Origin of the sequence: Arthrobacter sp. AFG20 (assembly GCF_002892795.1) — a bacterium.
In the GTDB taxonomy this organism is placed as follows: domain Bacteria; phylum Actinomycetota; class Actinomycetes; order Actinomycetales; family Micrococcaceae; genus Arthrobacter.
Map to the genome: position 1 here is coordinate 64,821 of NZ_PJMC01000002.1, position 23,985 is coordinate 88,805.

Here is a 23,985-nt window from a genome sequence, read left to right on the forward strand (position 1 = left end):
GCCGCTTCATTCAGGTCAATGTGTGAAGACGATCTTTCCGATCAGGTTGCCTTCAAGCATTTTGCTGAAGCCTTTAAGAGCTTCGCCAAGGGGCAGTACAGTGTCGATCGTTGGGCGTATCCCGGTTCCCGCAAGGAACCGGGTGAGTCTTTCGAGTTCGTCCCTGGTGCCCATGGTGGAGCCAAGGATCTTCAGTTGGGTGAAAAAGAGCCGATTCAAGTCGGTTGCTGCAACGCTGCCCGAGGTTGCCCCGCAGGTGATGACGGCCCCGCCGGCTCGCAGCACCTTGAGGCTATGCGCCCACGTTGCCTGCCCCACACAATCAAAGACGGCGTCCACCCTGTTTGGGAGCCTCGCACCGCAATCAAAAACCTGTTCCGCCCCGAGAGTCAATGCGTGGAGCCGCTTTTCATGGCTGCGGCTGGTAACCCACACCCGGAACCCGCTAGCTGCTGCCAACGATGTCAACGCTGTGGAGACCCCTCCGCCGGCCCCTTGGATCAGGATGGTGGATCCGGGCGCCGCAGGAGAGACGGAGAACAGCATTTTATAGGCAGTCAGCCAGGAGGTGGGCAGGCAGGCGGCTTCTTCCCAGCTCAGTTCCGCTGGTTTGGGGACTGTGCTTCCTGCAGGCACCCAGACGTGGTCCGCCATGGTTCCCGGATGCCGTTCCGAGAGGACTGTGCGTTCAGGGTCCAGTGTTTCGTCGCCACGCCATCCAGGGCTTGCAACGACCGGGTGGATAATCACCTCGTTGCCGGCCGCATCCACTCCCGCGCCGTCACAGCCCAGCACCATCGGCAGATCCTCTTTGCCGAGAACGCCTTTGAGGGAGAACAGGTCGTGATGATTCAGGGCGGAGGCTTTGAGCGTGATCTTCTCCCAGCCCTTGGCTGGAGATTCGGTGTCCGGCAGGTCCCCGATCGCGAGTCCGGCAAGTGGGTCATCAGGGGCTAGCGATGTTGCATAAACAGCACGCATTCTTGTCTGCCTTCTCGGGCTGAGTCTCTGGCCCGCCCCGTCTTGGGTAGGCATCTTGTGTGAGGGTTTAACGGTACGGACCAGCCACGGTCCTGGGCACCGTGGATCAGGCGGGCAGCAGATCCAGCGGGTTCCGTTCCCTCCGGTCCCGTCTGATCCGCGCTCGGCGCATCCTATCGTTCCGTCGTTGGTGGGCTTCCTGGAAGCGCCTCCTTTCGATGGTGTCGGAGGGCTTGAATTCGGGCACGGGCGTGGGTTTGTTGTTGTCGCCTATGGCCACCATGGTGAAGTACGAGCTGTTTGTGTGCCTGACGCTTTGCTCCTGGAGATTTTCGCTAAGAACCCGGATTCCGACTTCCAGTGACGTGCGTCCGGTGTAATTGACGGAGGCCTGGAACGTTACGAGTTCACCGACCTGGATGGGTGCGATGAAGTCCACGCGGTCCACTGAAAGGGTGACGACGTAGGTGCCGGCGTAGCGGGTCCCGCAGATGTATGCGACCTGGTCAAGGTACTTGAGCAGGACTCCGCCGTGGACTTTCCCTGAAAAATTAACCATGTCCGGCGTCATGAGTACCCTCATGGACAGTCTGCCATTTTCGTCGACGACCTCCTCAAGAGGGTTTTCCGTGCGGTTCATTTCGTCTTCCTTGGATCTGTGGGCGTGGAGTACGGATTGTTGCTGCGCGGATCCGGGCTGGAATCGGCTGGTGATGGTTTCGCGTCCCGGGGCCGCGGCCGGTGGATCGGTTGTCGAAACGCTGACGGGCGCCGCGCGAAGAACACCATTCGGGTGTGTGGAAGCCATCTTGGGTTGCGATCGGGCCCTGGGCCGGACCTCCGCCGGGAGCGTGCACAACGGAGGTCCGATCCCGAGCCAGGTTGCCTGACTAGAGCAGAATTTTCGGACGTGCGGCTACGCGCCGGTAGGGGTCTCGGCTGGCTGCCCGGTCTTCCAGGAGGGCATGTAGGAGCCGCCGTGGCCGTCCTTGGCGAATGCGTTGACCAGTCGGCGTCCGAGCATTGTTTCGTGGATTTCGCTGGTGCCGTCGAAGATCTGGGTCGCTTTGGCGTCCCGGTGCAGCCGTTCGACCCGGGAATAGGCGATGAGGCCCGATGCGCCGAAGACCTGCATGGCCTGGTCCGTGTGTTCGCGGGCGAGGTCGCTGGCGGTCATCTTGGCTATCGAGATGATGTCCTGGTCTCCCCCGGTGCCCTGCATGTAGGTTTCGGTGGCGCGCATCGCGAGTTCCCTGGCGGTGTGGTAGGCAGCGCGCATCCGGCCTAGCTTGATCTGGATGCTGGGCAGGTCGCCGATGCGCTTGCCGAATGCGGTGCGTGTAGCTGCTCGTTCCACGCTGACTTCCAGGGCAGCACGCAGCAGACCGCAGGCGTAGGAGGCGGCGTCAATGCGTGCCATGTTCAGGCCGTCCATCATGCCGGCGAAGCCATCCACTTGGAGGGCATTCCCTGCGGGGACCACGACGTTGTCGAAGCGGAGGGCGCCGTTGGTCAGGCCGCGGAAACCCGAGAGCTCCGGGCCCGGCTCGCCCGAGGCTCCCTTGCTGGACATGTCGACCACGAGCGCGATGGTGGGGGCGTCTCTGTCGGTGGACTCCAGCTTGCACAGAACGATGGCGTAGGACGCTACGGGAGCGAACCCGACCCAGCATTTCTGGCCGCTGAGGATGTAATTGTCACCGTCCCTGCGCGCCACCGTCAGCATGCCGCGAAGGTCCGTTCCTGCCTGCGGCTCCGTGAGGGCGAAGGAGCCGTAGGCGCGGCCTTCGATGGTGGGCTGCAGCCAGCGTTCTTTGACGGCCGGAGCCGCATATCGCGAGAGCAGATAGGCCACGAGCCGCATGACGCCAAGTTCCATTGCTACAGGGGGGCAGACACTGGCGATGCGCTCCGTCACATCATGAACCAGCGGCATCCGCGACAGGTCCAGGTCCAGATTCTCGTCAAAGATCAGTTTCACGAGACCCAGCGCTGCGCCTTCGTCCAGAATCTGCTTATCGAATTTGGCGTTTCTATCCATGGTTTCTGCCCGCTCGGCCAATTTGGTGGCGAAGTCTTCGACGTGGGCCAGGACCTGCTCGGGGGCGAAGGCGGTCGCGATGCTCATGCGCCTGCTCCGATGCTGCGGGTACCGGGGGTTACGGTGGTGATCGTTGTCATTTGTCTCTCTCCTGGGCGTTTCGATTTATGTGTGATGGCCGGGCCCGTCGTGGGTCCCGGATGCGTAGTCAGATTGGTCATTGGGCGGCAGGTAAAGGGCTCTGCGTGTCCGCCCTGCGCTCAGGGACGACGGCGGCCGGGCGGTGGCCCCGAGTTTCGGTGCGGAAGGACGTTTCCCAGAAGCGGGCGAGCTCGCCGGCCAACTGCAGGGCCAAAGCACTGCGGCGGATTTTTCCCACGCTTGTCGAGGGCATCTCGGATCCGAAGATGACGACTTTCGGGCACATGTTCGGCTCGAGCCGTTCGGCGCACCAGGCAAGAAGCTCTGCTTCGGTCAGATCCCCGCTGGCGATCACGAACACGGCGATTTCCTCACCCTGCCAGCGGTTGGCGAAGGGAACCGTTGCGGCGCTCTGGACCAGCGGGTGGGTTGCGACGACCTCGTCGATCAGCTGGGGCGCGATATTCAGGCCTCCACGGACGATACTTTCCTTCAGACGTCCTTCCAGGAAATACCAGATCTTTCCATCGGCCGCGCGTTCCCAGTATCCGCGGTCCCCGGTGTGGAACCAGCCACCACTGAATGCTTTGGTGTTCGCGGCGTCATTGTTGGCGTAGCCGGTCATGAGCATGCCGCCGCGTGCCACTATTTCCCCCCGCACGCCGTGGCCGCACGGGATCCCGTTGGAGTCTACGACGTCCACCTGGGCATGAGGAACGGCCGTGCCGATGGATTTCCGAAGCCGTGGTTCAAGATTTCCGCCCGTCCGTGGCGGTGTGGCGGTCAAGACGGCTGTGGTCTCTGACAGGCCGTACAGCTGCCGAACCGGTATCCCGAAGCGCTGCTCGAATTCGGATGCGGCAGTGGAGCGCAGCGGACCGCTTCCGGAGATCACTTCCTTCATTAGCGGCGCAGGGTGGTCCCCGGCCTCACCGGCGAGCAGATATTCCAGCACGGTCGGCACGATACTGCTTGTCGTAGCCCGTGTTTCGGCGGCGATGTGCCAGAACGTGCTTCCTTGGAACTTATCGACCAGCACCGTGGATCCCCCGACGAACCAGGGCAGGAAGCTGTTGATGAGCAAGCCGTTGGCATGGCTTATGGGCAGTACGGTCAGCACCCTCGTTTCCGGCGTCCAGCCGAAGGCTTCCTGCATTGCATGGCAGTTGAGCAGTATGCTGCGCATCGGGATGATGATTGCTTTGGGGCGACCGCTGGTGCCGCTGCTGTGCATGCGCAGGGCCGGAGCGTCCAGCGGTCCTCCGATCACCGCGGGATGTTCCCGCCGCTGAGTGGACATCAGACCGCCAACGACGATCGTATCCGCAGACGCATGACGACGCGCCCGGGCAACCGATTCCACACCCGAATCCACGCCTATCCATCGCGCTCCGCACTCCTGGAGGATTTCCTCGTGTCTCTCGTCGCCGTCCCGTGGGTCAAGAGGAACCAGGCAGCCGCCGAGCAGCCACACCGCGAAGGTCAGAGCCAGCGTCTCCGCGGAGTTGTGAGCCAGAACGGCGACGCTGTTACCGGCCCTAACACCATGCCGGCTCAGTTGGTCGGCCACGTTGTAGACCGCGTTCCGCCACTGACCTACGCTCCATTCCGCCCGTGTTCCCTGGCCTCGGCTGACAGCGATCAGGAACGTCCGGTCATCGTCCTTCCGGTGCCGAAAGAACGCCGCGAAGTCGGCCCAGGGCGGCGAGTAAGCGTCGATATCGCGCCGTGCAACAGGTTCGGCGGCCGTCGGCCGGCAGCGCTGCTCAGTCATCATGTGGAACCTTTTCTGAATGCAGAACACTGATCGCGTTGATCGCGCCAGAACTGCAAATAGTCGTGAATCAGAGGGCTCGAAGTGGGTTTCTTCGGTGCGTCTGACATATCGATCAGTGATTGATATATAGAACGCTAGCGTGGGTGGGGTCACATCGCAAGCGGGCGGGGGAGCCTCACGGCAGAATCTGGATCCGGGTAGTCACCGATGGGCGGGCCTCGCCGGTCTCAGACTTTGTAGTCTGGGTTCTGAAGCCGGCCGTCTATCTTGCGGGGGATGCGCAGGGGGTTGGTGTCCTGCAGTTGGCCGGGCAGGAGGTGCTGGGGCAGGCCCTGATATGCGACAGGTCGCAGAAAACGGAAGATGGAGGCGGTTCCGACGGACGTGGATGTCACTGAGGTGCTCGCCGGGTAGGGGCCGCCGTGTTGCTGGGCGTGGGTGACCGACACGCCGGTCGGCCATTGGTTCCATAGGATACGCCCGGATTTGCGGGCGAGCAGGCGAATCAGTTGCGGGGCGATGTCATCGTCGTCTTCCCCGTGCACGGTGGACGTCAACTGTCCGTCGATGATCCGCGCGATCTGGAGCAGTTCGGATTCGTCCTCGTAGCTGACCACGAGGGCGGCCGGACCAAAGCACTCCGCGAGGAGTTCCTCGGGTTCTGCCAGTACACGGGCTGCGGTGGTGTGCAGGAGGGTCGGCGCCGGCGGGTTCTCATACGCTGCCGGCCCCAGGACCAGGGGCTCAACATCGTCGTGTCCGCTGAGTGCCTGCAGGGCTTCGACGTAACCGGACTGGATGCGCTCGTTCAGCAGCACGGCGGCGGCGGGGTGCGCGGCGGCAGCGAGGCGGCCGGGGATGTCTGATTCGGCAGGTACGAGCAGGATGCCCGGTTTTGTGCAGAACTGGCCCGCTCCGAGCGTGTAGGAGTTCACGAAGTCGGTCACGATCTGTCCGCTCCTCTTTTGGGCGGCTGCGCGGGTGACGAAGGTGGGGTTGACGCTGCCCAGTTCTCCGTAGAAGGGAATCGGGTCAGGCCTGGAGTTGGCGAGGTCGAACAGTGCCCGGCCGCCGGGGATGGAGCCGGTGAATGAGCTGGCCTTCACCCTTGGATCAAGCAGCGCGTCGCGTCCGGCCTGGGTGCCGAAGATGACGTCGAAGAGCCCTGTGGGGGCTCCGGCATGTGCGAGGGCGGCTGCCACGACGTCTCCCGTTCGCTCTGAGAGCCGGGGATGACCCGAATGTGCTTTGACGATAACGGGGCAGCCTGCGGCCAGAGCGGAGGCGGTGTCTCCGCCTGCGACGCTGAAGGCAAACGGAAAGTTGCTGGCTGAGAACACGAGCACGGGACCTAGGGGCTCCAGAGTGCGCCGGATCTCGGGCCGCGGCCCCATGCCCCAGATCGGATCGGCATGATCGATCCGTGCGTCCAGGTAGCTTCCTTCTTCCAGGACTTCGCCGAATAGCCGTAGCTGGAAGGTGGTGCGTTTCAGTTCACCTCTCAGCCGGGCTTGGGAGAGGTGGGTCTCCTCGTGGGCGGTTTCGATGAGTTCGTCTGCCGCGCTGTCCAGCTGGTCGGCGACGGACAGGAGTACTGTGGCGCGCTCCTGGGGAGTGGTCTCAGCCCAGATGCCGGCCGCGTCTGCTGCCCGGGCAAGAATGCTGTTAAGCCTGTCGGTACTGGTGGGGGCGGGTGTGGTACTGGTCAGTGCCATGGGTTCCTCGGTCATCATTGGCGGGAGTGGTGCGCACTGCAATGCACGGCGCTCTCCGGTGGATTTGGAGTGGATAGTTTGCCGGTTCCGCTTTACAGGGGCGGCCAGCTGAGGCCGGTGACGGCTGTGCGGTCGCTCTGGGCTGCGACCCTGGCTGCGAGTTCAGGGTCAAGGCCCTGACGGACCAGCACCTTTTCGGTGCGCGGCTCCATGTCGGTCTGGCGGCGTTCCGGACCGTCGTGGAACGCCGGAATCACGGGTACCGAATCCAGGGTGAAGCCGGGATCCCGACTGATGATCTGCTCGAACGAGGCCAGTTCGTGTGGCTCCAGGACGGGGGTGACGCAGGCGTCGACCTCGGCGAAGATTCCGGCCCACTCCCCCATCGTTTTTGTGGCGAATGCGCCAGTGAGTGACTCTTCGATGGACGGCCACGTTGCCCGGTCGAAATGGTCCGGTACTGCCCCCAGGTTAAGGGTGTTCCACAGTTCTGCGAAGAAGGCCGTTTCGAGGGCTCCGACCGCTACATAGCGGTTGTCTGAGCAGCTGTAGCACCGGTAGAACGGTGTGGTGCCTGTCAGGACACCCTCGCCCCGGCGGGGCAGCGTCGGGGTGTGCCAGTCAGCAAAGTTCATCGCCATCATGGACAGGACCCCGTCCACCATGGCTGAGTCGATATAGCGTCCCTTGCCCGTGTTGGACCGCTCGTAAAGGGCGCTGACGATGCCGAAGGCAGAGAGCATGCCCCCGCCGCCCAGGTCGGCGACAAGATTCAACGGAGGAACCGGCGGCTGGCCGGCCGGCCCAAACGTCCCTAGGGCCCCGGCAGCGGCAAGGTAGTTGATGTCATGCCCGGCGCGCTGGGCCAGTGGCCCGGTCTGGCCGTAACCCGTGACGCTGCAATAGACGAGGCCGGGATTGATTTCGGACAGCTCCCCGTAGCCTGCGCCCAACCTGTCCGCCACGCCTGGGCGGAAGCCCTCCATGAAGACGTCGGCTTCGGAGACCAGCTGGCGCAGGGCCTGCCGGCCGTCATCGCTCTTGAGGTCAAGGGCGATGAATTCCTTTCCCCGGGACAGTGACGGAACCGGGAGGCCGGAGCGGCCTCCGCCGATGACGATTACTTCGGCGCCCAGGTCGGCCAGAAGCATGCTCGCGTAGGGTCCGGGCGCGAGGCGGGTCATGTCCAGCACCCTGATTCCGGCCAGGGGACCTGCCGGGTCGCTGACGTCCGCGCCGCTAATCTGCGGGCTGTCGATTGCTCGCGTTGATGCTTCAATCACGTGGGTTACTCCTTGTTCATGCGATGTGTGGTCGTGGCCCGGGCTACGGACGGTTTGCCCGTGCTGGCCGCGGCTGTGTGTGGGCCTCCGGGCAGTTTTTCGAGGCCACGGTGGTTCCTAGAGGGGGGTCTTCAGGTGCTGGCTGGTTGTGTCGGCGTTGTGCGTGCTGTCCGCGCCGGCGGCCGGCGGCTCCTGGTCGTATTTCTTTCCGAGCTCGGAAAGACCCAGCCGGTGGGTTTCCTTCATGGCGATCACGCAGATCACCGAGATGACGCACATGGCAATCATGAACAGGGCTACGCCTTCATAGGATCCGGTCTCGGCGATCACGTATGCGGCGACAATGGGTGTCGGGGCACTGGCGGCGAGGGTGCCGATCGTGTAGCCGAAGGAGATGCCGGTGTAGCGGATTTTCGTCTCGAATGCCTCGGCGAAGAACGCGGCCAGCGGTCCGTAGGAGGTGGAGAATGCGAGGCAGAAGACCACGAACCCCAGCAGTGCCAGGATGTAGGAGCCGCTGTTGACCAGCCAGAACCACGGGAACGTGAATAGGAGCATGGCGATGACGCCGCCGAGGAAGACGGGCTTGCGGCCGAGTTTGTCCGACAGTTTTCCGAACAAGGGCAGGGCGAAGAACGTGACGGCCATGGAAATCAGGACGATGCTCAGCATTTCGTTACGTGAGAAGCCGACCGTCTGGACGCCGTAGCTGAGGCCGAACACAGTGGCCCCGTAGAAGGTGACGCCGATTGCGAAGTAGGATCCGCAGATCAGGAGAATCTGCTTCGGGTAGTGGCGAAGGACGACGGCGATGGGCATCTTCTCGGTCTTTTCCTGCCTTTTCAGCTCGTCAAATACGGGACTTTCAACGACCTTCAGACGGACAACCAGACCGATCACCACAAAGACCCCGCCGACCAGGAACGGGATGCGCCATCCCCAGGCGAGGAAGGATTCGGACGACAGACTCGCCATGAGAAGGAAGACCGCGTTGCCCAGCATCAGACCGGCGGGAACGCCCATCTGTACCCAGCTGCCGTAGTAGCCGCGCTTGTTGGCAGGGGCGTGCTCCACGGTCATCAGGATGGCACCGCCGACCTCGCCGCCCAGCGCAAGTCCCTGCACGAAGCGCAAGGTGACCAGGACGATGGGCGCTGCGACGCCGATGGTCTGGTAGGTGGGAAGAAGGCCGATTGCCAGGGTGGTGAGGCCCATCAGCGTCAAGGTGATGATGAGCATGGACTTCCGGCCGATCCGGTCGCCGAAATGGCCGAACAGGATTCCGCCCAGTGGTCGGGCGATAAATGCCGCGGAGAACGTGGCGAACGCCAGCAGCGTCCCGACCAGCGGGTCGAAGTCGGGGAAAAAGATCTTGTTGAACACAAGCCCTGCGGCCGTGCCGTAGATAAAGAAGTCGTACCATTCGACCGTGGTGCCCACACCACTGGCCAAACCGACTTTCTGCATTTGGGACATTCTGGACATGCGATGGCCTCCTTGCCATTTGGGTGGGAAGGCTTAGTAATCTGCGTTCCCGAAAAATCAACCGAACCGCGCGTCTAATATTTCAGACGGGTTCTGGTATGTGGACAAATCGTTGCACGGGGTCAGTCGCGAGGTCAACCCCCTCGTCTTGCTTGTCGGTAAGCGGCGACATGGAAGCGCCGAGCGGGCCCGAGGTGAGTGGGCATGAAGAATTATGCCGACCTCCGAAGTGCTTGACGGCGCCGGGAATGATTACTAGGCTGTTTGTTATTCCAGACACCGTCTGAAATATCGTACACAATCGGGGAGGGCCCCGATTGAACCGCGCGGCTGTGGTTGGGACGCAGAGTTGCGGAACCGACTAACCACAGCGCAGGGCCGCACCGGAGGGACCAGAGGCATGAACCGCGAAGCGGTGCCATTCTGGCCGCCGGGATGATCCACACCACGAGGAGACCACCATGAAAGCAGCCGTCCTATTTGAGGCCAGGACCCCGCTCCGCATCGTAGACGTAGATCTGGAGCCTCCCCGTCGGGGCGAAGTCAGGATCCGCATCCAGGCGGCGGGGGTGTGCCACAGCGACCTTCACTATATGAACGGGGACCTGAACGGGAAGCTTCCTGCCGTCCTTGGGCATGAGGGGGCTGGCATTGTGGTGAGCGTCGGTGAAGGCGTGACACGAGTTGCCCCGGGGGATTCTGTCATCACTACCTGGCGTCCCCGCTGCGGCGACTGTGAATTCTGCACCAGCGGGCGCCCCGCTTTGTGCGTGGCCGGCAAGGTGCAGGCAAGCACGGGCGGTCTCGTGGACGGGACTTCACGCCTGAGCCTGGACGGGCTGAAGGTCCACCACCTTATGGGCGTTTCGTGTTTCGCTGAAGAATGTGTGGTCTCCGAGCGTTCCGTGATCCGAATTTCATCGGAGATACCGCCGGAAATCGCCGCCATTACCGGATGTGCCGTCATTACCGGCGTTGGAGCAGCACTGAATCTGATGAAGGACTCCACTGGGGAGGCGGCCCTCGTCATCGGAGCCGGCGGGGTCGGACTGAGCGCCATCATGGGTCTGAACCTTATTGGTGCGCATCCCATTATCGCAGTGGACACCGTCGACGCCCGGCTCGACCTTGCCCGCGAGGTCGGCGCTACGCACACGATCAACCCTGTGACGGAGGATCTGGAAGCGGAGATCGCACGGATATGCCCGAGGGGGCTCAAATGGGCGCTGGATGCGGTTGGAATCCCCGCCACTCTCGCCCAGGCAGTGAACAACGTCGGAACCTCCGGCACCGTAGTGGCCGTGGGTCTGGGCCGGGCAGGAACATCCTTCGAGGTTCCCGTCAACACCCTCGTCCAGCAGGAAAAGCGCATCATAGGAAGCCTCTACGGCTCCTCCAACACCCTGGTACAGGTACCGAAGATCCTCGAGCTGTACACGGCGGGCAAGCTGCCGCTGGAGCGGCTGGTCGGCGACAGGTTCGACCTTTCGCAGATCAACGAAGCGTACGAAGCGCTGTCCACCGGAGCAACGGGACGCGCCGTCATCCTGCCCTCAGCCGACGCTCCGGACTATCGTGTGGACAGCGACCCCAGGTTCGTCGAAATCTCCCGGGCCCCCTTGACGACCAGCTTGACATAGTCCTCCTTCTGCTTCTCGCCCCATCGCAGAGTGGGGGTGGAGATGCTCATGGCAGCAACGCAGGCGCCGGAGCGGTCAAAGATGGGGGCAGCGACACAGGCGACATTCTCATTGGATTCGCTGTTCTCCTCGGCCCATCCCCGTTCCCGCGTCGTCGCCAGCTCGGCCAACAGACGCTCACGGCTATTGATGCTTTGCGCAGTCATGGCAGGAAGGGCCGCATCATCAGGAAACAGGGCGTCCAGCTCTTCGGGAGCCAATGACGACAGCAACATCTTTCCTCCGGCGGTGCAGTGGGCGGGGAGACTGCTCCCAACATCGGAGACAAGGCGAATGGAATGCGTGCTGTCAATCCGCACGATGAACACGGCAAACCGTCCCTCCCTGACGACGATCTGCACGGTCTCTCCGCACTCCGCGGCGACCTTGCGGGCACTGTCCCGACCCAGGGCAGCCAGGTCCAGTCCACGTTCGTACGCACCGCCCAGGCGGAACGCCCGGACCCCGAGGACGTAACGGCTCGGTGGTTCCGAAACCGCCTGGAGGTAGCCACGATCCGCCAGGGCACCAACCAGCTCATGGGCGCTGGCCCGGGGAATACCGAGTTTCTCGGTGATCTCGGGAACACGGAGACCATTATTCGGCTCCAAAAACAACTCGAGAATATCCAGGCCCCGCCGAAGCGCGGGGGCGGTGGTGCGGTTCATGTTCTCCCCAATCCTGAGTCGGGCGTCGTCGGCCGGTAGACGCACCACCGGCCAAACAGTAAGCTTTATAAATATCGGACACCGTCTGAAGTATCAGACAGAATCATACACCCGTTTCACAACCAACAGACCGTACCAGACACGGTCTTACCGACTGAACAAAGGAGTTGCATGTCGTCGTCACAGTTTTTGGAAGCCCAGTCGCGGATGCTTACACGCATTCAGGCCACTAGGGACGCCGGGCTTCCCGGTGTTCCGCACTGGGCGGACACGGAGACCGGAGAATGGACTATCACCCCTGATGGGGACTGGACCGGTGGCGGCTGGGTTGGGCAGCTGTGGCTGGCCAACAGCATCGACCCGGCCAGGTTCAGCCTCACGGACGCACACCGCGCCCTTGAGCTGATCACACCACGGATGTTCAAACAGACCGTCTTTAAGGGGTACGGCTTCTACTGCGGCGCCGCAATAGGAGACCTCCTCACCGGCGATCCGCACGCTCGCGAAACAGCCCTGCAGGCGGCAAAGTCCCTCGCAGAGATGTTCGATGAACGGCTCGGACTCATACCCTTGGGTGAGGATGCCGAGGAGGCGTCTTCGACGGGTGCGGCTGAAAGCAGCATCGACTCTCTTCTGGCCAGCCCCCTCCTGTTCTGGGCGGCATCCGAACTGGGCGATGCCCGCGTGGAGGAAGTGGCCATCCGCCACACTCAAAGAGTGCTCGAGAATCACGTGAGGGAGGACGGCTCGGTCGTCCAGTCATCCACCCTGGACCCCTCGACAGGTGCCGTCCTGAAAACCCATACCCACAAGGGCTATAGCAACACCAGTACTTGGGGCCGCGCCCAAGCGTGGGCCATGATTTTCAGCGCCCACGCTGCGGTCGTGCGCCCCGCTGAACCCGTGTGGCGCGAATACGCACGTCGCACGGCTGACTGGTGGATCGACAACGTTCCGGCGGACAAAATTTCCTTCTGGGATTTCTCGGACCCGGACATACCTGACACAAGCCGCGATACTGCCGCCAGCGCCATAGCCACTGCGGCCTTCCTCCGGCTCAGTCATGCCTTGGGGGCCAAGGACGGCTCACGCTACGCACAAATTGGCCGAGAGACGGCATCAGCACTCGTCTCCGGCTACCTGACGCCCTGCCGCCCGGACGACACCCGGCCTAGCGGCATCCTGACCGGAGGCTGCTTCACCCGCAGAAGCACAGTCAGAAGCGTAGACGCAGCAACCGACGTTGAACTCATCTTCGGCAGCTACTTCCTGTTCGAATCGTTGGCTGTTCTCACCGGGTCCATCCCCGCCGGCCGCATATAACCCCGCCCCGAAACCCAGGCACAGGAGCAGAACCACCATGACCGCTATCCGATCACTCCCGCTGACAGGCATCCGCATTCTGGACTTCAGCCAAGTGCAGTTCGGCCCGATGGCAACACAGATCCTCGCCGACTTTGGCGCCGAGGTGACAAAGGTCGAGCGTCCGAAGCTCGGCGACATCAGCCGCACCATCGACGTCCGATCCAGCGGCATTGAAGACAGTGCCAGCTTCCTCGCTGTGAATCGCAACAAACGATCGCTCGTCCTGGACATGAAGAACCCACGCGCCATGGGCATCGTTCACGAGCTGCTGGAAAAAACAGATGTCATCGTCATGAACTTTCGCGCAGGTGTGGCCGAACGCATGGGCCTCGGCTACGACGCCCTGCAGGAGAAGTACCCAGGCCTGATCTACGCCTCCGGCACAGGCTTTGGCGAGAGCGGTCCAATGAAAAACATGGGCGGACAGGACATGGCGCTCCAGTCCTTCAGCGGATCCACCTGGCACAACAGAGACGACACGGGCCGCCCCGGAATATTCCCGATCCCCTTCGTCGACTTCGGAGCAGGCATGGCCCTCGTGCAGGGGATCCTGATGGCTCTTGTCGAGCGATCAGCCTCGGGCAAAGGGCAACGAGTCGACGTATCGCTGCTGGACACCGCTCTGTTCGCCCAAATGAACGAATACACACAATGGATGATGAGGCGCTTCGAGATCAACTGGGAAAGGGACAACCTCGTCGGCTCCTTCAAGACCTCCGACGGATGGATAAACATCGTCGGGCTGTTCCGCCCGGACCCCCTCGAAGCAGTATGTGATGCTCTGGGCATTGATAACCTCACCATCCGACCCGAATTTGCAACCTCGGAACTTCAGATGGAAAACAGGGAAGCCCTGTGGTCGATTCTGGACCACGAACTGAGCAGGTTCACCACCGACGAAGCCGTTCAGAAACTCAGCGCCCGCAGCGTCCTGTGCGCACCGGTGCTGGACTACGACGAAGTACTGGCCCACCCCCAGGTCATAAACAACGACATCATCCGAACAGTGGACCACCCAACCGCCGGACCCATCAGAGTCATAGACAACCCGATCCGCCTGTCCGCCGCAGGCAGCAGGAAGTACTCCCCCGCACCCCTGCTCGGACAGCACTCGGAGGAAATCCTGGCCGAGCTCGGCTACTCATCCGCCGAGATCGATGAACTGCGCGTCGACGGCCTCATAAGCAGCCCCTCCCGACCCAGCTTCGCTTAAGGCGACAAGGCCATGTCCCCGGCAAGAACTGCCCACCACTAACGCCGACGCCGGTGGCAGATCTCACGAACGTCGGAGCATCTACAGGGAGCAGCAAATCGCTGTAAACCGGAAAGGCTTGGATGGCGGCGCACACGCCGTCATCGAAGCCTCCACAACGCCAACCAGAGTTTGCGAACAAAAATAGAATCAGGAACGCCAATGAATCCCCAGTCTTCATCCTTTCCTGCTCCGGTTTTTATCAGCAGCTGTGACATCCAAAGGGCTGTCCCTCTCCCGGATGCCGTCAAATTGCTCGAGAGTTTCCTCTTGGCAGGCTTTGATCCTGAACGTGATGGCCTGCGTTCGACACTAAAGACCGACCGGGGGCATTTCCTACAGATGCCCTCCACCTCGGGAACCTACACAGGAACGAAGCTGCTCACCATTAGCCCCGAAAATGCATCCTCCAACCTGCCCGTGATTCAAGGCCTCTACGCACTTTTCGGCGGCCCGGACCAGCGCCCGCTGGCGGTCCTTGATGGTACGGCACTGACAAATCTTCGCACTCCCGCCGTGTCTGCCTTAGGCGCCTTACGGCTGACCTCACCTGGCCCTAAGAATCTCCTGATTTTCGGTACCGGACAACAAGCCTGGGAACACATTAAGGCCTTCAGTACTGTACTAACAATTAACCGTGTCGGCATCGTAGGGCGGAATCCAGGTGCGGCAAAGTCACTGTCTGCCCGCGCAGCCGGACTCGGGCTGAAGTCCAAGGTCTGCAGCACCGAAGAGGTCGCCAATGCCGATCTGGTCATCTGTTGCACCGGCTCAGCCGAGCCACTCTTTGACGGTTCGCACGTAAAAGACACCGCAGTAGTCATCGCTATAGGCTCACATGAACCGGCACGACGGGAACTGGATGACGCCCTGATGGCACACGCGAGCATCTGCGTCGAATCACTGCGCACTTCACAGCTCGAAGCAGGCGACATTATCCAGGCGATGGAGTCCGGCGCGATCGTCGGCCCGGAAAGCCTCATCACGCTGGCGGACGTCGTGTCCGGCCATAAACGCATCCCACATGGGCGACCCACCGTCCTAAAGACCACCGGCATGCCCTGGCAAGATTTAGCCATCGCCACCGCTGCCTACGAGGCAATCGCCTCGGAAGTCGGCGACTCTGTCTTGGTTTCATGACAGTTCATGGATACGCCGGTACAGGGTGGCGGGCGACATTCCCAGGTCTTTGGCTATTCGTGTGGCCTGTTCGCCGCCGTCGACCAGACGGCGGGCGTTCTGGATCTGTCTGTGCCTGAACTGTTGCCATCGGCGGCGCCCAGGTCCTTCCCGTCGGCACGCTGTTTCCTCACCGCTGTCGTTGTCCCGTTCCCGCTCGATCGCCAGCTCCATCTGCGCCAACGCGGCCATGCCGGTGAACACCATGCTGCCTCTCGGACTGCCGGCGTCGTCGTTGCCCCGTCGAGGTTCAAGACATGGCCGTTGCCGCCCTGCCTGGCAGCTAGTCAGACAAGTCGATCATATTGTTAGTCGACCGTCCCAGCCGGGCGAGAGCGATAATCACCAGAGTGTCACCCTCCTGCAGGGAATCTAGCGCCTGATCGAAGGCGAGCTGTGCCTGTCGCTGTCTTGACGCTGTGATGTCGCCCCGCTTGCGAGGCAAGGTAGCAAGACAAGTAGGGGCCTATGACCTCTGTACGTTCCTCGTCTCAAAGACCTATCCCGTAACCGGCGGCTTGCGAGACGGCTCCCAAGAAACGCGCTCCGAAACCCCTCGGCCTGCGAGACACACTTCGACCATTGACAGGTTTGAACTACACCCCAACCTGACGTCAGGAAACACTGAAAAGACCGTCAGAGTAGGGTCCGGTTCAATCTTTTCTGACGCGACGTCGAGTACGTCTGAGAACTCAATCTGACAAACCGGGCTGGCGCCCCTGGCCGAAAACAGAACGGCCCGCTTCCAAAAGGAAGCGGGGCCGTTCTGTTTGATAGTTTCAGCGAACCGCTGCAGCCTCAAGGTCGGCTGCTTCACCGGCCTCGGCAGTCGCAGTCCCGCCTGCGTGCGGCTCGAAGCGGACGAACATGGCCTTGAAGCCGGGGGTGTTGGACACGCGGGCCACGTTTTCCTTGTGGACCAGGGCGTTGGCTTCGGGGAAGTACGCCGCGGCACAGCCCTTGGCCGTCGGGTAGGCCACCAGGCGGAACTTCTCGGCGCGCCGGTCGGTGCCCTGGAAGGTGCTCACCACATCCACGAGGTCGCGGTCCTTGTAGCCCTGCTCGGCGAGGTCCTCGGGGTGCACCAGGATCACGCGGCGGCCGTCGGAGATCCCCCGGTACCGGTCGTCCAGGCCGTAGAACGTGGTGTTGTACTGGTCGTGGCTGCGGATGGTCTGCAGCACCAGGTGCCCGGTCGGCGGGGTCAGATACTCCAGCGGGCTCACCGTGAACCGGCCGCGGCCGATGTCCGTTTTGAACGAACGGGTGTCGCGCGGCGGATTGGGCAGCACAAAGCCGTTCCTGGTCCGGACCCTGGCGTTAAAGTCCTCGAATCCCGGCAGGACCCGGGAGATGTGGTCGCGGACCACGTCGTAGTCCTCGGCCATGGCCTTCCAGTCCACCGCGTGGCCGGGGCCGAATGTGGCCTCGGCCATCCGGGCCACGATCACGGGCTCGGCGAGCAGGTGTTCGGACACCGGGGTAAGCCTGCCCTGGGTGGAGTGGACCACGGACATGGAGTCCTCCACGGACAGGAACTGGGCGCCCTTGGGGTGCTTGTCGTCCTTGTCCGTCCGCCCCAGCGTGGGCAGGATCAGCGAGGTGCGGCCGTGCACAATGTGGGACCGGTTGGGCTTGGTGGAGATATGGACGGTGAGCCCGATCCGCTGCATTCCGGCTTCCAGCGTCTCCGTGTCCGAACACGCCAGCGAGAAGTTCCCGCCCATCGACACGAAGACGTCCACCTCGTCGCGTTCAAACGCCTCCATGGACTCCACAGCGTCGTGACCGTGGTGCCGCGGCGACCGGATACCGAACTCCTTGTCCAGCGCTTCGAGCAGCCATTCCTTCGGCTTCTCCCAGATGCCCATGGTCCGGTCGCCCTGGACGTTGGAGTGGCCGCGCACCGGGCACGCACCGGCGCCGGGCTTGCCGAAGTTGCCCTGCAGCAGCAGGACGTTGACCATTTCCTTGATGGTGTCCACCGAGTGCGGCTGCTGGGTGACACCCAGCGCCCAGCAGAAAATGGTGGCCTTGGACGCCACCAGCATCCCGGCCACATCCTCGATCTGCTGCCGTCTCAGGCCCGTCGCCTTCTCCGTCTCCGCCCAGTCCAGGTCGCGGCGGGCTTCGACGTAGGCGCCGAAGCCGTCGGTCTGCGCGTCAATGAAGGAACGGTCGACGACGGTCCCCGGGTTTTGCTCTTCGGCCTGCAGCAGCAGGTGGCCGAGGGCCTGGAACAGGGCGAGGTCGCCGCCCACCTTGATCTGCAGGTATTCGTCGGCCAGCGGCGTGCCGCCGCCCACCACGCCGGAGAGCGTCTGCGGGTCGCGGAAGTTGAACAGGCCGGCCTCCGGCAGCGGGTTCACCGCCACCACCTTGCCGCCCTTGTCCTTGCATTCCTTCAGCGCGGACAGCATGCGCGGATGGTTGGTGCCGGGGTTCTGCCCCACCACGAAGATCAGCTCGGCGTCGTGGATGTCATCCAGGGATACCGTGCCCTTGCCGATGCCGATGGTCGGGTTCAGCGCGGAACCGGAGGACTCATGGCACATGTTGGAGCAGTCCGGCAGGTTGTTGGTGCCCAGCGACCGGGCGAACAACTGGTACATGAAGGCTGTCTCATTGGCCGTGCGCCCGGAAGTGTAGAAAACACAGCGGTCCGGCGTGCTGGCCCGGATGTGCTCGCCGATCAGCTCGAACGCATCCGCCCAGGAGATCGGCGAGTAGTGCGTCTCCCCTTCCCGGATGACCACTGGTTCGCTGAGCCTGCCCTGGTTGCCCAGCCAGTACTCGGTCTTCTCGGACAGCTCGGCGATGGAATGCTTCGCCCAGAACTCCGCCCCCACGGTCCGCAGGGTGTTCTCCTCGGCCACAGCCTTGGCACCGTTCTCGCAGAACTCGGCGGCCTTGCGCTTCTTGTCCGACTCCGGCCACGCACAGCCCGGGCAGTCAAAACCGCCGCGCTGGTTCAGCCGCAGGAGCGACTGCGCCGTGCGGGTCACACCGGCCTGCGCCACGGCGCGTTCCAGCGCCACCATCACGGCCTTGACACCGGCGGCTTCGGTCTTCGGCTTGTGGACTTCGAGATCGTCCTCGTTAATGTCCGCGACGGGGGCGGGCTGCTTCCCGAACTTCATTGTTCCAACTTCCTAACCGGCTGCCTTCGTGCCTGTTTGATCGCCACGAAGGCGCGCCAGGCATTCCTGGCGCGCCTTATGCGTAGCGAACTTGCTTTCTTCTTACTGTGTCACCTGTTGCTGGGCCACCTGTTACTGCGCCACTTTGGCGAGGGTTTCGCGTTCGGCGGCGATGGTGGTGTTGTCGCCGTGGCCGGTCCGGACGGTTGTTTCCGGCGGGAGGGTGAGGAGCCGTTCGCGGATGGAGGTCAGGATGGTGGGGTAGTCGCTGTAGGAGCGGCCGGTGGCGCCGGGGCCGCCGTTGAACAGGGTGTCCCCGGTGAACACGGTGGTCTCTGCTTCGAGGTGGAAGCAGGTGGAGCCGGGTGAGTGGCCGGGGGTGTGGATGGCCCGGAGCGTGGCCCCGCCGACCTGGAACTCGTCCCCGTCGGCGATCTCCTTGTCGGGGGTGGTGCCGGGGTAGACCTGTTCCCAGAGGACCTGGTCCGCCGGGTTCAGGTGGATCGGGGCGCCGACGGCGTCGGCGAGTTCGCGGGCGGCGCCGATGTGGTCGTTGTGCGCGTGGGTGAGCAGGACCGCCAGAACTTTCCGGCCCCGGACCTGGTTGATGATCGCGGCGGCGTCGTGCGGGGAATCAATGATCACGCACTCCTCCTCGTTGCCGACGATCCAGACGTTGTTGTCCACATCCCAGGTCCCGCCGTCGAGCGAGAACGTGCCCGAGGTGACGAGGTTTTCGATCGTGACGCTCATGCCGAGGCCACCGCCGGCTCGGCAGCAGCCGCCGTGGAGGCTCCTGCGGGCTGGATTTCGACGACCGAGCGCAGGACCTTGCCTTCGTGCATTTTGTCGAAGGCCTCCTCGACCTGGTCGATGGTGATGCGTTCGGAAACGAACGCGTCCAGGTCCAGGTTGCCGGCCTTGTAGTGGGCCACGAGCATGGGGAAGTCGCGGGAGGGCAGGCAGTCCCCGTACCAGGAGGACTTCAGCGACCCGCCCCGCCCAAACACATCCAGCAGCGGCAGCTCCAACTGCATCTCCGGGGTCGGGACACCGACCAGGACCACCCGGCCGGCGAGGTCGCGGGCGTAGAAGGCCTGCTTGTACGTTTCGGGCCGGCCGACGGCCTCGATCACCACATCCGCGCCGTTCCCGCCGGTCAGGGCCCGGATCGCCTCGACCGGGTCCGTGGTGCGGGAGTTCACCCCGTGCGTCGCGCCCAGGGTCTTGGCCATCCCGATCTTGTTCTCGTCGATGTCCACGGCGATGATCGTGGTCGCCCCGGCGAGCTTCGCGCCGGCGATCGCGGCGATACCCACCCCGCCGCAGCCGATCACGGCCACCGACTCGCCGCGCTTGACCTCGCCGGTGTTGATCGCCGCGCCGATGCCGGCCATCACACCGCAGCCGAGCAAACCGACCGCGGCCGGGTCCGCGTCCTCATCGACCTTCGTGCACTGCCCGGCAGCGACCAGGGTCTTCTCCGCGAACGCCCCGATCCCCAACGCCGGGGACAGCTCGGTGCCGTCCTCCAGCGTCATCTTCTGAGTGGCGTTCGCCGTGTTGAAGCAGTACTGCGGCTGGCCCTTCGCGCACGCCCGGCACTGCCCGCACACCGCCCGCCAGTTCAGGATCACCCGGTCACCGACGGCGACCTCGGTAACACCCTCACCCACCGCCGCGACAACACCGGTGGCCTCATGGCCCAACAGATACGGGAACTCATCCCCAATCCCGCCCAGCTTGTAATGCAGGTCCGTGTGGCACACCCCGCACGTCAGGACATCCACCAACGCCTCGCCCGGCCCCGGATCCGGCACCAGGATCGTCTCCACCGACACCGGAGCGTCCTTCGCCCTGACAACAACAGCCTTGACTTTATGAACCATGAGTAAGTGTTCCTTTCCTGAGTCCTGGGGACTCGTTGGCAACGGCACCCGTTGCCAATCTAGCTGACTCGTTGCGGTTCAAGATCATCTTCGATCGGATCGAGGCCGTCCTCCGCGCCTCCGCCTGCCCTGGCCGGCTGCGGCTCCCCAGCCGCACCGGACGACGGGTGGGCCGCTACGGCAGCTGCGTGCTCGGCGAGGACGCCCGTCTGGTGCCTGATCTTCAGGCGGTAGAGAAGGGTGCCCCCGATGGTGACGGCGGCGACGAAGAGGACGCCGCCCCACTGGAAGTACCACTCAAACGGCGGCACCGAGTTATAGATTTCCGGCCGCGGCCAAATGAGGTTGAGCGTCATCGCCCCGCCCCAGAGCACGGCGAGGATGTTCACCGGCAGTCCCCATTTGCCCATGCTGAAGCCCGCTTCGCCGTGGCCTTCATCGCGCAGGGGCCACTTTTTCAGGAGGCGCTTGCGCAGCATGGGAACCGTGACCAGCAGGTAGGACATGTAAATCAGGACGATGCTGATGCTGGACAGAATGGTGAAAATCGCGGGCTGCATGACATTGACCAGCAGCGGGATGACGGCCAGGACGCCGATCACGATGGCCGCGATGGTGGGGGTCTTCCGGACCGGGTCCACCTTGCTGAGCTGCCGGCTGAAGGGCAGGTTGTTGTCCCGCGCCATGGCGAACATCATGCGGATGGCTGCGGCGTGGACCGCCAGGGTGCAGACCACCACGGCCACCACGATGCACACCAGGAAGGCCTTGCCGAAGGGTCCGCCGAGGACGGAGAGCACGATGTGCTGCAGGCCGCCGTCGGCAGCGCCGATCTTGGGGTCGGTGAGGTCCGGTGCGGCCAGGATGCCGAAGAGCAGGATCAACCCGCCCAGCAGGAACGAGGCGGTGACGGCGCGCAGGATGGCTTTGGGCGCGGTGCGCTTCGGGTCCTTCGTTTCCTCGCCGAGGGAGCTGGCGGTGTCGAAGCCGTACATGACGTAGCCGGAGGCCATCGCTCCAATGAGGAACACGCCAAAGAATCCCAGGTCGTGGCCTTCGCCGAACCCGGCGGTGTCGAAGAAGACCTCGGGGCCCCGGACCACGTGCCAGCCCAGCGCGAGGATCAGCAGCACGGCCGCGACGAGCTCCACGAACACGCCGATGCTGTTGATCATGGTCATAAGCTTCACGCCGAAGGCATTGATGAGGGTGGAAATGGTGATCATGATGGTGGCCAGCACGACGCCGTTCATTGCGAAATCAAAGGGGCCGGTGCCATCACCGACGATCTGGAAACCGGACCAGAGCTGCGGCAGGGTTATCTGCAGGGCCAGTGCCACGGATCCCAGCGCCATGATGGAGGACAGCAGCAGCAGCCAGCCAGCGAGCCAGGCCGAGGTGCCGGAGGCGAGCCGCTTGGCCCAGTTGTAGACGGACCCGGCCACGGGGTAGCGGCCTGCCAGTTCGGCAAAGCACAGCGCTACCATCAGCTGGCCGACGAAAACGATGGGCCAGGACCACGCGTACGCCGGGCCGGCCATGGAGAAACCAAAGTAGAACAGTTGAAAAACACCGGTGAGGATGGAGATGTAGCTGACGCCTGCGGCGAAGCTGGCGAACTTGCCGATGCTCCGGTCCAGGGTCTGGGCATAGCCGAACTCGTCCATGCCGCTTGAATCAGTACTCTTGCTGGGTTCCAACATCTGAACTCCTAAGTCAGAAAAGCACGATGGTGATGACCCGCGGCCGCCTTTGGACGCGGGTAACACTACACCCACGTGAAATCGCACGCAGGTGCATCGACGGCCGGGCACCGCGCTGCAGCGCCCGGCTGTCTCCCCCCAAAGCTGATGCCTAGCCGGCCGTGCCCGCCCCCGTTTCCCCGGGAGCCGAACCGAACCATCCGCTCGGGGCGGGGGCGATGTTCTGCCAGATGTGCTTGGCCTCGCGGTACTCGGCCAGGCCCGCCTGGCCGAGCTCACGGCCGATGCCCGACTTCCCGAAACCGCCCCACTCCGCCTGCGGAACGTACGGGTGGTAGTCGTTGATCCACACCGTCCCGTGCCGGAGGGCGCCGGCGACGCGCTGCGCCTTCGACGCGTCCGACGTCCACACCGCGCCGGCCAGGCCGTATTCGGTGTCGTTCGCGATCGCGACGGCCTCGGCCTCGGTCCGGAACGTCTCCACGGTCAGCACCGGGCCGAACGATTCCTCCCGCAACACGCTCATCCCCGACCGGCAGTTGCCGAGCACGGTGGGCGGGTAGAAGAAGCCGTCCGCGAGCGGCCCGTCCTCGGGGATGTAGCCGCCGCACAACAGCTCTGCGCCTTCCGCGATCCCGGCGTGGACGTAGGCGTGGACCTGGTCGCGGTGCCTGGCGGAGATGAGCGGCCCGGTCTCGGCGTCGGCGTCGAACGGTCCGCCCATCCGGATCTTCTTCGCCCGCTGGACCACCTCGGCCACGAAACGCTCGGCGATCGTCTCTTCGACGACGAGCCGTGCCCCTGCCGAGCAGACCTGGCCGGAGTGCAGGAAGACCGCGGTCAGGGCGTTGTCGACGGCGGCGTCCCAGTCAGCGTCCGCGAATACGACGTTGGGGTTCTTCCCGCCGAGCTCGAAGGCGACGCGCTTCACGGTTTCGGCGGCGGCGGCCATGATCGTTTGCCCCGTGGCCAGGCTCCCGGTCAGGGATACGAGGTCGACGCGCGGATCGGAGCTGAGCGGGCCGCCCACCTTGGACCCGGATCCCGTGACCAGGTTCGCCACGCCGGCCGGAACGCCGGCCTCTGCGAGGGTCTCCATGAGCAGGATCGAGGTCGACGGGGTGAGCTCGCTGGGCTTGAGCACGAACGAGTTCCCCGCGACGAGTGCCGGCGCCACCTTCCATGCCGCCTGGAGGAGCGGGTAATTCCACGGCGCAATGAGCGCGCAGACCCCGAGCGGCTCGTACACCACGCGGCTGATCGCATCGGCCCGGCCGGTGTCGATGACACGGCCGGCGTCGAGCCCGGCCACCTTGCCGTAGTACCGGAAGCACGCGGCGATGTCGTCCATGTCGTACTCGGCCTCCACGAGCCGCTTGCCCGTGTCGAGCGCCTCGGCCCGTGCATAGGCGGCCTTGTCCCGCTCAAGGAGGTCCGCGACGCGTAGCATGACTGCGCCGCGCTCGATGTCTGTGAGCCGGCGCCAGGGGCCGTCGTCGAACGCCGCCCGGGCACTGGCGATGGCCCGCTCCGCGTCCTCCGCCGTCGACGAGGCGACTACCGCCACCTCGCGCCCGTCCGCCGGGCAGCGCACGGTGGTGGTCCCGCCGTCGGACGCCTCCTGCCAGGCGCCGTCGACGTACAAGCCGCGGGCGAGGTCCAGTTGGGTATCGATCGTCAGGCTCAT

General features: G+C 63.8%; 19 protein-coding genes. 4 read left to right on the forward strand and 15 right to left on the reverse strand.

Annotation, left to right across the window (positions count from 1 at the left end; all coding sequences use genetic code 11):
- Positions 1 to 15: 15 nt before the first annotated feature.
- The 7 genes from CXZ05_RS02275 to CXZ05_RS02305 all read right to left on the reverse strand — a co-directional run bounded on the left by CXZ05_RS02275 (position 16) and on the right by CXZ05_RS02305 (position 9,405).
- A complete protein-coding gene (locus tag CXZ05_RS02275) occupies positions 16 to 981 on the reverse strand; it encodes a zinc-binding dehydrogenase (protein ID WP_102971009.1) in 966 nt (321 codons plus the stop codon).
- 106 nt (positions 982 to 1,087) lie between these two features.
- Entirely contained in the window at positions 1,088 to 1,621 is a 534-nt protein-coding gene (locus CXZ05_RS02280) for an acyl-CoA thioesterase (RefSeq protein ID WP_102971010.1), read from the reverse strand.
- Positions 1,622 to 1,897: 276 nt separating this feature from the next.
- Positions 1,898 to 3,109 (reverse strand): acyl-CoA dehydrogenase family protein, encoded by a 1,212-nt coding sequence (locus CXZ05_RS02285; protein ID WP_102971011.1) that lies wholly within the window; start codon positions 3,107 to 3,109, stop codon positions 1,898 to 1,900.
- Positions 3,110 to 3,239: 130 nt separating this feature from the next.
- Complete coding sequence (locus CXZ05_RS02290; RefSeq protein ID WP_219726520.1) at positions 3,240 to 4,937, reverse strand: class I adenylate-forming enzyme family protein; 1,698 nt, start codon at positions 4,935 to 4,937, stop codon at positions 3,240 to 3,242.
- Positions 4,938 to 5,167: 230 nt separating this feature from the next.
- Positions 5,168 to 6,655 carry an aldehyde dehydrogenase (NADP(+)) gene (locus tag CXZ05_RS02295; RefSeq protein WP_102971013.1) on the reverse strand — a complete coding sequence of 496 codons (1,488 nt, stop codon included), beginning with the start codon at positions 6,653 to 6,655 and terminating at the stop codon, positions 5,168 to 5,170.
- 92 nt (positions 6,656 to 6,747) lie between these two features.
- Positions 6,748 to 7,938: a CaiB/BaiF CoA-transferase family protein gene (locus CXZ05_RS02300; protein WP_219726521.1), complete on the reverse strand. Its 1,191-nt coding sequence runs from the start codon at positions 7,936 to 7,938 to the stop codon at positions 6,748 to 6,750.
- Between the two features lie 117 nt (positions 7,939 to 8,055).
- The gene (locus tag CXZ05_RS02305; RefSeq protein WP_219726522.1) at positions 8,056 to 9,405 is read right to left on the reverse strand and encodes an MFS transporter; all 1,350 of its coding nucleotides are present in this window, start codon (positions 9,403 to 9,405) and stop codon (positions 8,056 to 8,058) included.
- A gap of 479 nt (positions 9,406 to 9,884) precedes the next feature.
- On the opposite strand from CXZ05_RS02305, the gene CXZ05_RS02310 reads away from it, so the two are divergent.
- Positions 9,885 to 11,063: an alcohol dehydrogenase catalytic domain-containing protein gene (locus CXZ05_RS02310; RefSeq protein WP_102971015.1), complete on the forward strand. Its 1,179-nt coding sequence runs from the start codon at positions 9,885 to 9,887 to the stop codon at positions 11,061 to 11,063.
- On the opposite strand, the gene CXZ05_RS02315 is transcribed toward CXZ05_RS02310, so the two are convergent.
- Positions 10,994 to 11,770, reverse strand: a complete 777-nt coding sequence (locus CXZ05_RS02315) for an IclR family transcriptional regulator (protein ID WP_102971016.1) — start codon at positions 11,768 to 11,770, stop codon at positions 10,994 to 10,996. The genes CXZ05_RS02310 and CXZ05_RS02315 overlap by 70 nt on opposite strands.
- A gap of 171 nt (positions 11,771 to 11,941) precedes the next feature.
- Here CXZ05_RS02315 and CXZ05_RS02320 point away from each other — a divergent pair, with 171 nt between their 5' ends.
- The 3 genes from CXZ05_RS02320 (at position 11,942) to CXZ05_RS02330 (ending at position 15,527) form a co-directional block, all read left to right on the forward strand.
- Complete coding sequence (locus CXZ05_RS02320; RefSeq protein ID WP_102971017.1) at positions 11,942 to 13,093, forward strand: glycoside hydrolase family 88 protein; 1,152 nt, start codon at positions 11,942 to 11,944, stop codon at positions 13,091 to 13,093.
- 37 nt (positions 13,094 to 13,130) lie between these two features.
- Positions 13,131 to 14,348, forward strand: a complete 1,218-nt coding sequence (locus CXZ05_RS02325; RefSeq protein WP_102971018.1) for a CaiB/BaiF CoA-transferase family protein — start codon at positions 13,131 to 13,133, stop codon at positions 14,346 to 14,348.
- Positions 14,349 to 14,549: 201 nt separating this feature from the next.
- Positions 14,550 to 15,527, forward strand: a complete 978-nt coding sequence (locus CXZ05_RS02330) for an ornithine cyclodeaminase family protein (protein ID WP_102971019.1) — start codon at positions 14,550 to 14,552, stop codon at positions 15,525 to 15,527.
- Here the strand turns inward: CXZ05_RS02330 and CXZ05_RS02335 are convergent.
- From CXZ05_RS02335 to CXZ05_RS02360, 7 genes are all read right to left on the reverse strand, one after another.
- Positions 15,522 to 15,773, reverse strand: coding sequence for a helix-turn-helix domain-containing protein (locus CXZ05_RS02335; RefSeq protein WP_102971020.1), 252 nt, complete (start codon positions 15,771 to 15,773; stop codon positions 15,522 to 15,524). The two genes, CXZ05_RS02330 and CXZ05_RS02335, sit on opposite strands and share 6 nt — an antisense overlap.
- 76 nt (positions 15,774 to 15,849) lie before the next feature.
- The gene (locus CXZ05_RS23635; protein ID WP_374754621.1) at positions 15,850 to 15,912 is read right to left on the reverse strand and encodes a hypothetical protein; all 63 of its coding nucleotides are present in this window, start codon (positions 15,910 to 15,912) and stop codon (positions 15,850 to 15,852) included.
- A gap of 433 nt (positions 15,913 to 16,345) precedes the next feature.
- Positions 16,346 to 18,706, reverse strand: a complete 2,361-nt coding sequence (locus CXZ05_RS02340) for an FdhF/YdeP family oxidoreductase (protein WP_102971021.1) — start codon at positions 18,704 to 18,706, stop codon at positions 16,346 to 16,348.
- Between the two features lie 132 nt (positions 18,707 to 18,838).
- Positions 18,839 to 19,459 carry an MBL fold metallo-hydrolase gene (locus CXZ05_RS02345; RefSeq protein WP_102971022.1) on the reverse strand — a complete coding sequence of 207 codons (621 nt, stop codon included), beginning with the start codon at positions 19,457 to 19,459 and terminating at the stop codon, positions 18,839 to 18,841.
- Positions 19,456 to 20,595, reverse strand: a complete 1,140-nt coding sequence (locus CXZ05_RS02350; protein ID WP_102971023.1) for an S-(hydroxymethyl)mycothiol dehydrogenase — start codon at positions 20,593 to 20,595, stop codon at positions 19,456 to 19,458. The genes CXZ05_RS02345 and CXZ05_RS02350 overlap by 4 nt, the downstream gene beginning before the upstream one ends.
- A 59-nt stretch (positions 20,596 to 20,654) precedes the next feature.
- Positions 20,655 to 22,298: an APC family permease gene (locus CXZ05_RS02355; protein WP_102971024.1), complete on the reverse strand. Its 1,644-nt coding sequence runs from the start codon at positions 22,296 to 22,298 to the stop codon at positions 20,655 to 20,657.
- Between the two features lie 151 nt (positions 22,299 to 22,449).
- Positions 22,450 to 23,985 (reverse strand): aldehyde dehydrogenase family protein, encoded by a 1,536-nt coding sequence (locus CXZ05_RS02360; protein WP_102971025.1) that lies wholly within the window; start codon positions 23,983 to 23,985, stop codon positions 22,450 to 22,452.

Bases quoted from the DNA above. Each gene is read 5' to 3' on its own strand.
- CXZ05_RS02275 (WP_102971009.1), bottom strand. From the start codon at position 981: ATGCGTGCTGTTTATGCAACATCGCTAGCCCCTGATGACCCACTTGCC.
- CXZ05_RS02280 (WP_102971010.1), bottom strand. From the start codon at position 1,621: ATGAACCGCACGGAAAACCCTCTTGAGGAGGTCGTCGACGAAAATGGC.
- CXZ05_RS02285 (WP_102971011.1), bottom strand. From the start codon at position 3,109: ATGAGCATCGCGACCGCCTTCGCCCCCGAGCAGGTCCTGGCCCACGTC.
- CXZ05_RS02290 (WP_219726520.1), bottom strand. From the start codon at position 4,937: ATGACTGAGCAGCGCTGCCGGCCGACGGCCGCCGAACCTGTTGCACGG.
- CXZ05_RS02295 (WP_102971013.1), bottom strand. From the start codon at position 6,655: ATGGCACTGACCAGTACCACACCCGCCCCCACCAGTACCGACAGGCTT.
- CXZ05_RS02305 (WP_219726522.1), bottom strand. From the start codon at position 9,405: ATGCAGAAAGTCGGTTTGGCCAGTGGTGTGGGCACCACGGTCGAATGG.
- CXZ05_RS02310 (WP_102971015.1), top strand. From the start codon at position 9,885: ATGAAAGCAGCCGTCCTATTTGAGGCCAGGACCCCGCTCCGCATCGTA.
- CXZ05_RS02315 (WP_102971016.1), bottom strand. From the start codon at position 11,770: ATGAACCGCACCACCGCCCCCGCGCTTCGGCGGGGCCTGGATATTCTC.
- CXZ05_RS02320 (WP_102971017.1), top strand. From the start codon at position 11,942: ATGTCGTCGTCACAGTTTTTGGAAGCCCAGTCGCGGATGCTTACACGC.
- CXZ05_RS02325 (WP_102971018.1), top strand. From the start codon at position 13,131: ATGACCGCTATCCGATCACTCCCGCTGACAGGCATCCGCATTCTGGAC.
- CXZ05_RS02330 (WP_102971019.1), top strand. From the start codon at position 14,550: ATGAATCCCCAGTCTTCATCCTTTCCTGCTCCGGTTTTTATCAGCAGC.
- CXZ05_RS02335 (WP_102971020.1), bottom strand. From the start codon at position 15,773: ATGGTGTTCACCGGCATGGCCGCGTTGGCGCAGATGGAGCTGGCGATC.
- CXZ05_RS02340 (WP_102971021.1), bottom strand. From the start codon at position 18,706: ATGAAGTTCGGGAAGCAGCCCGCCCCCGTCGCGGACATTAACGAGGAC.
- CXZ05_RS02345 (WP_102971022.1), bottom strand. From the start codon at position 19,459: ATGAGCGTCACGATCGAAAACCTCGTCACCTCGGGCACGTTCTCGCTC.
- CXZ05_RS02350 (WP_102971023.1), bottom strand. From the start codon at position 20,595: ATGGTTCATAAAGTCAAGGCTGTTGTTGTCAGGGCGAAGGACGCTCCG.
- CXZ05_RS02355 (WP_102971024.1), bottom strand. From the start codon at position 22,298: ATGTTGGAACCCAGCAAGAGTACTGATTCAAGCGGCATGGACGAGTTC.
- CXZ05_RS02360 (WP_102971025.1), bottom strand. From the start codon at position 23,985: ATGAGCCTGACGATCGATACCCAACTGGACCTCGCCCGCGGCTTGTAC.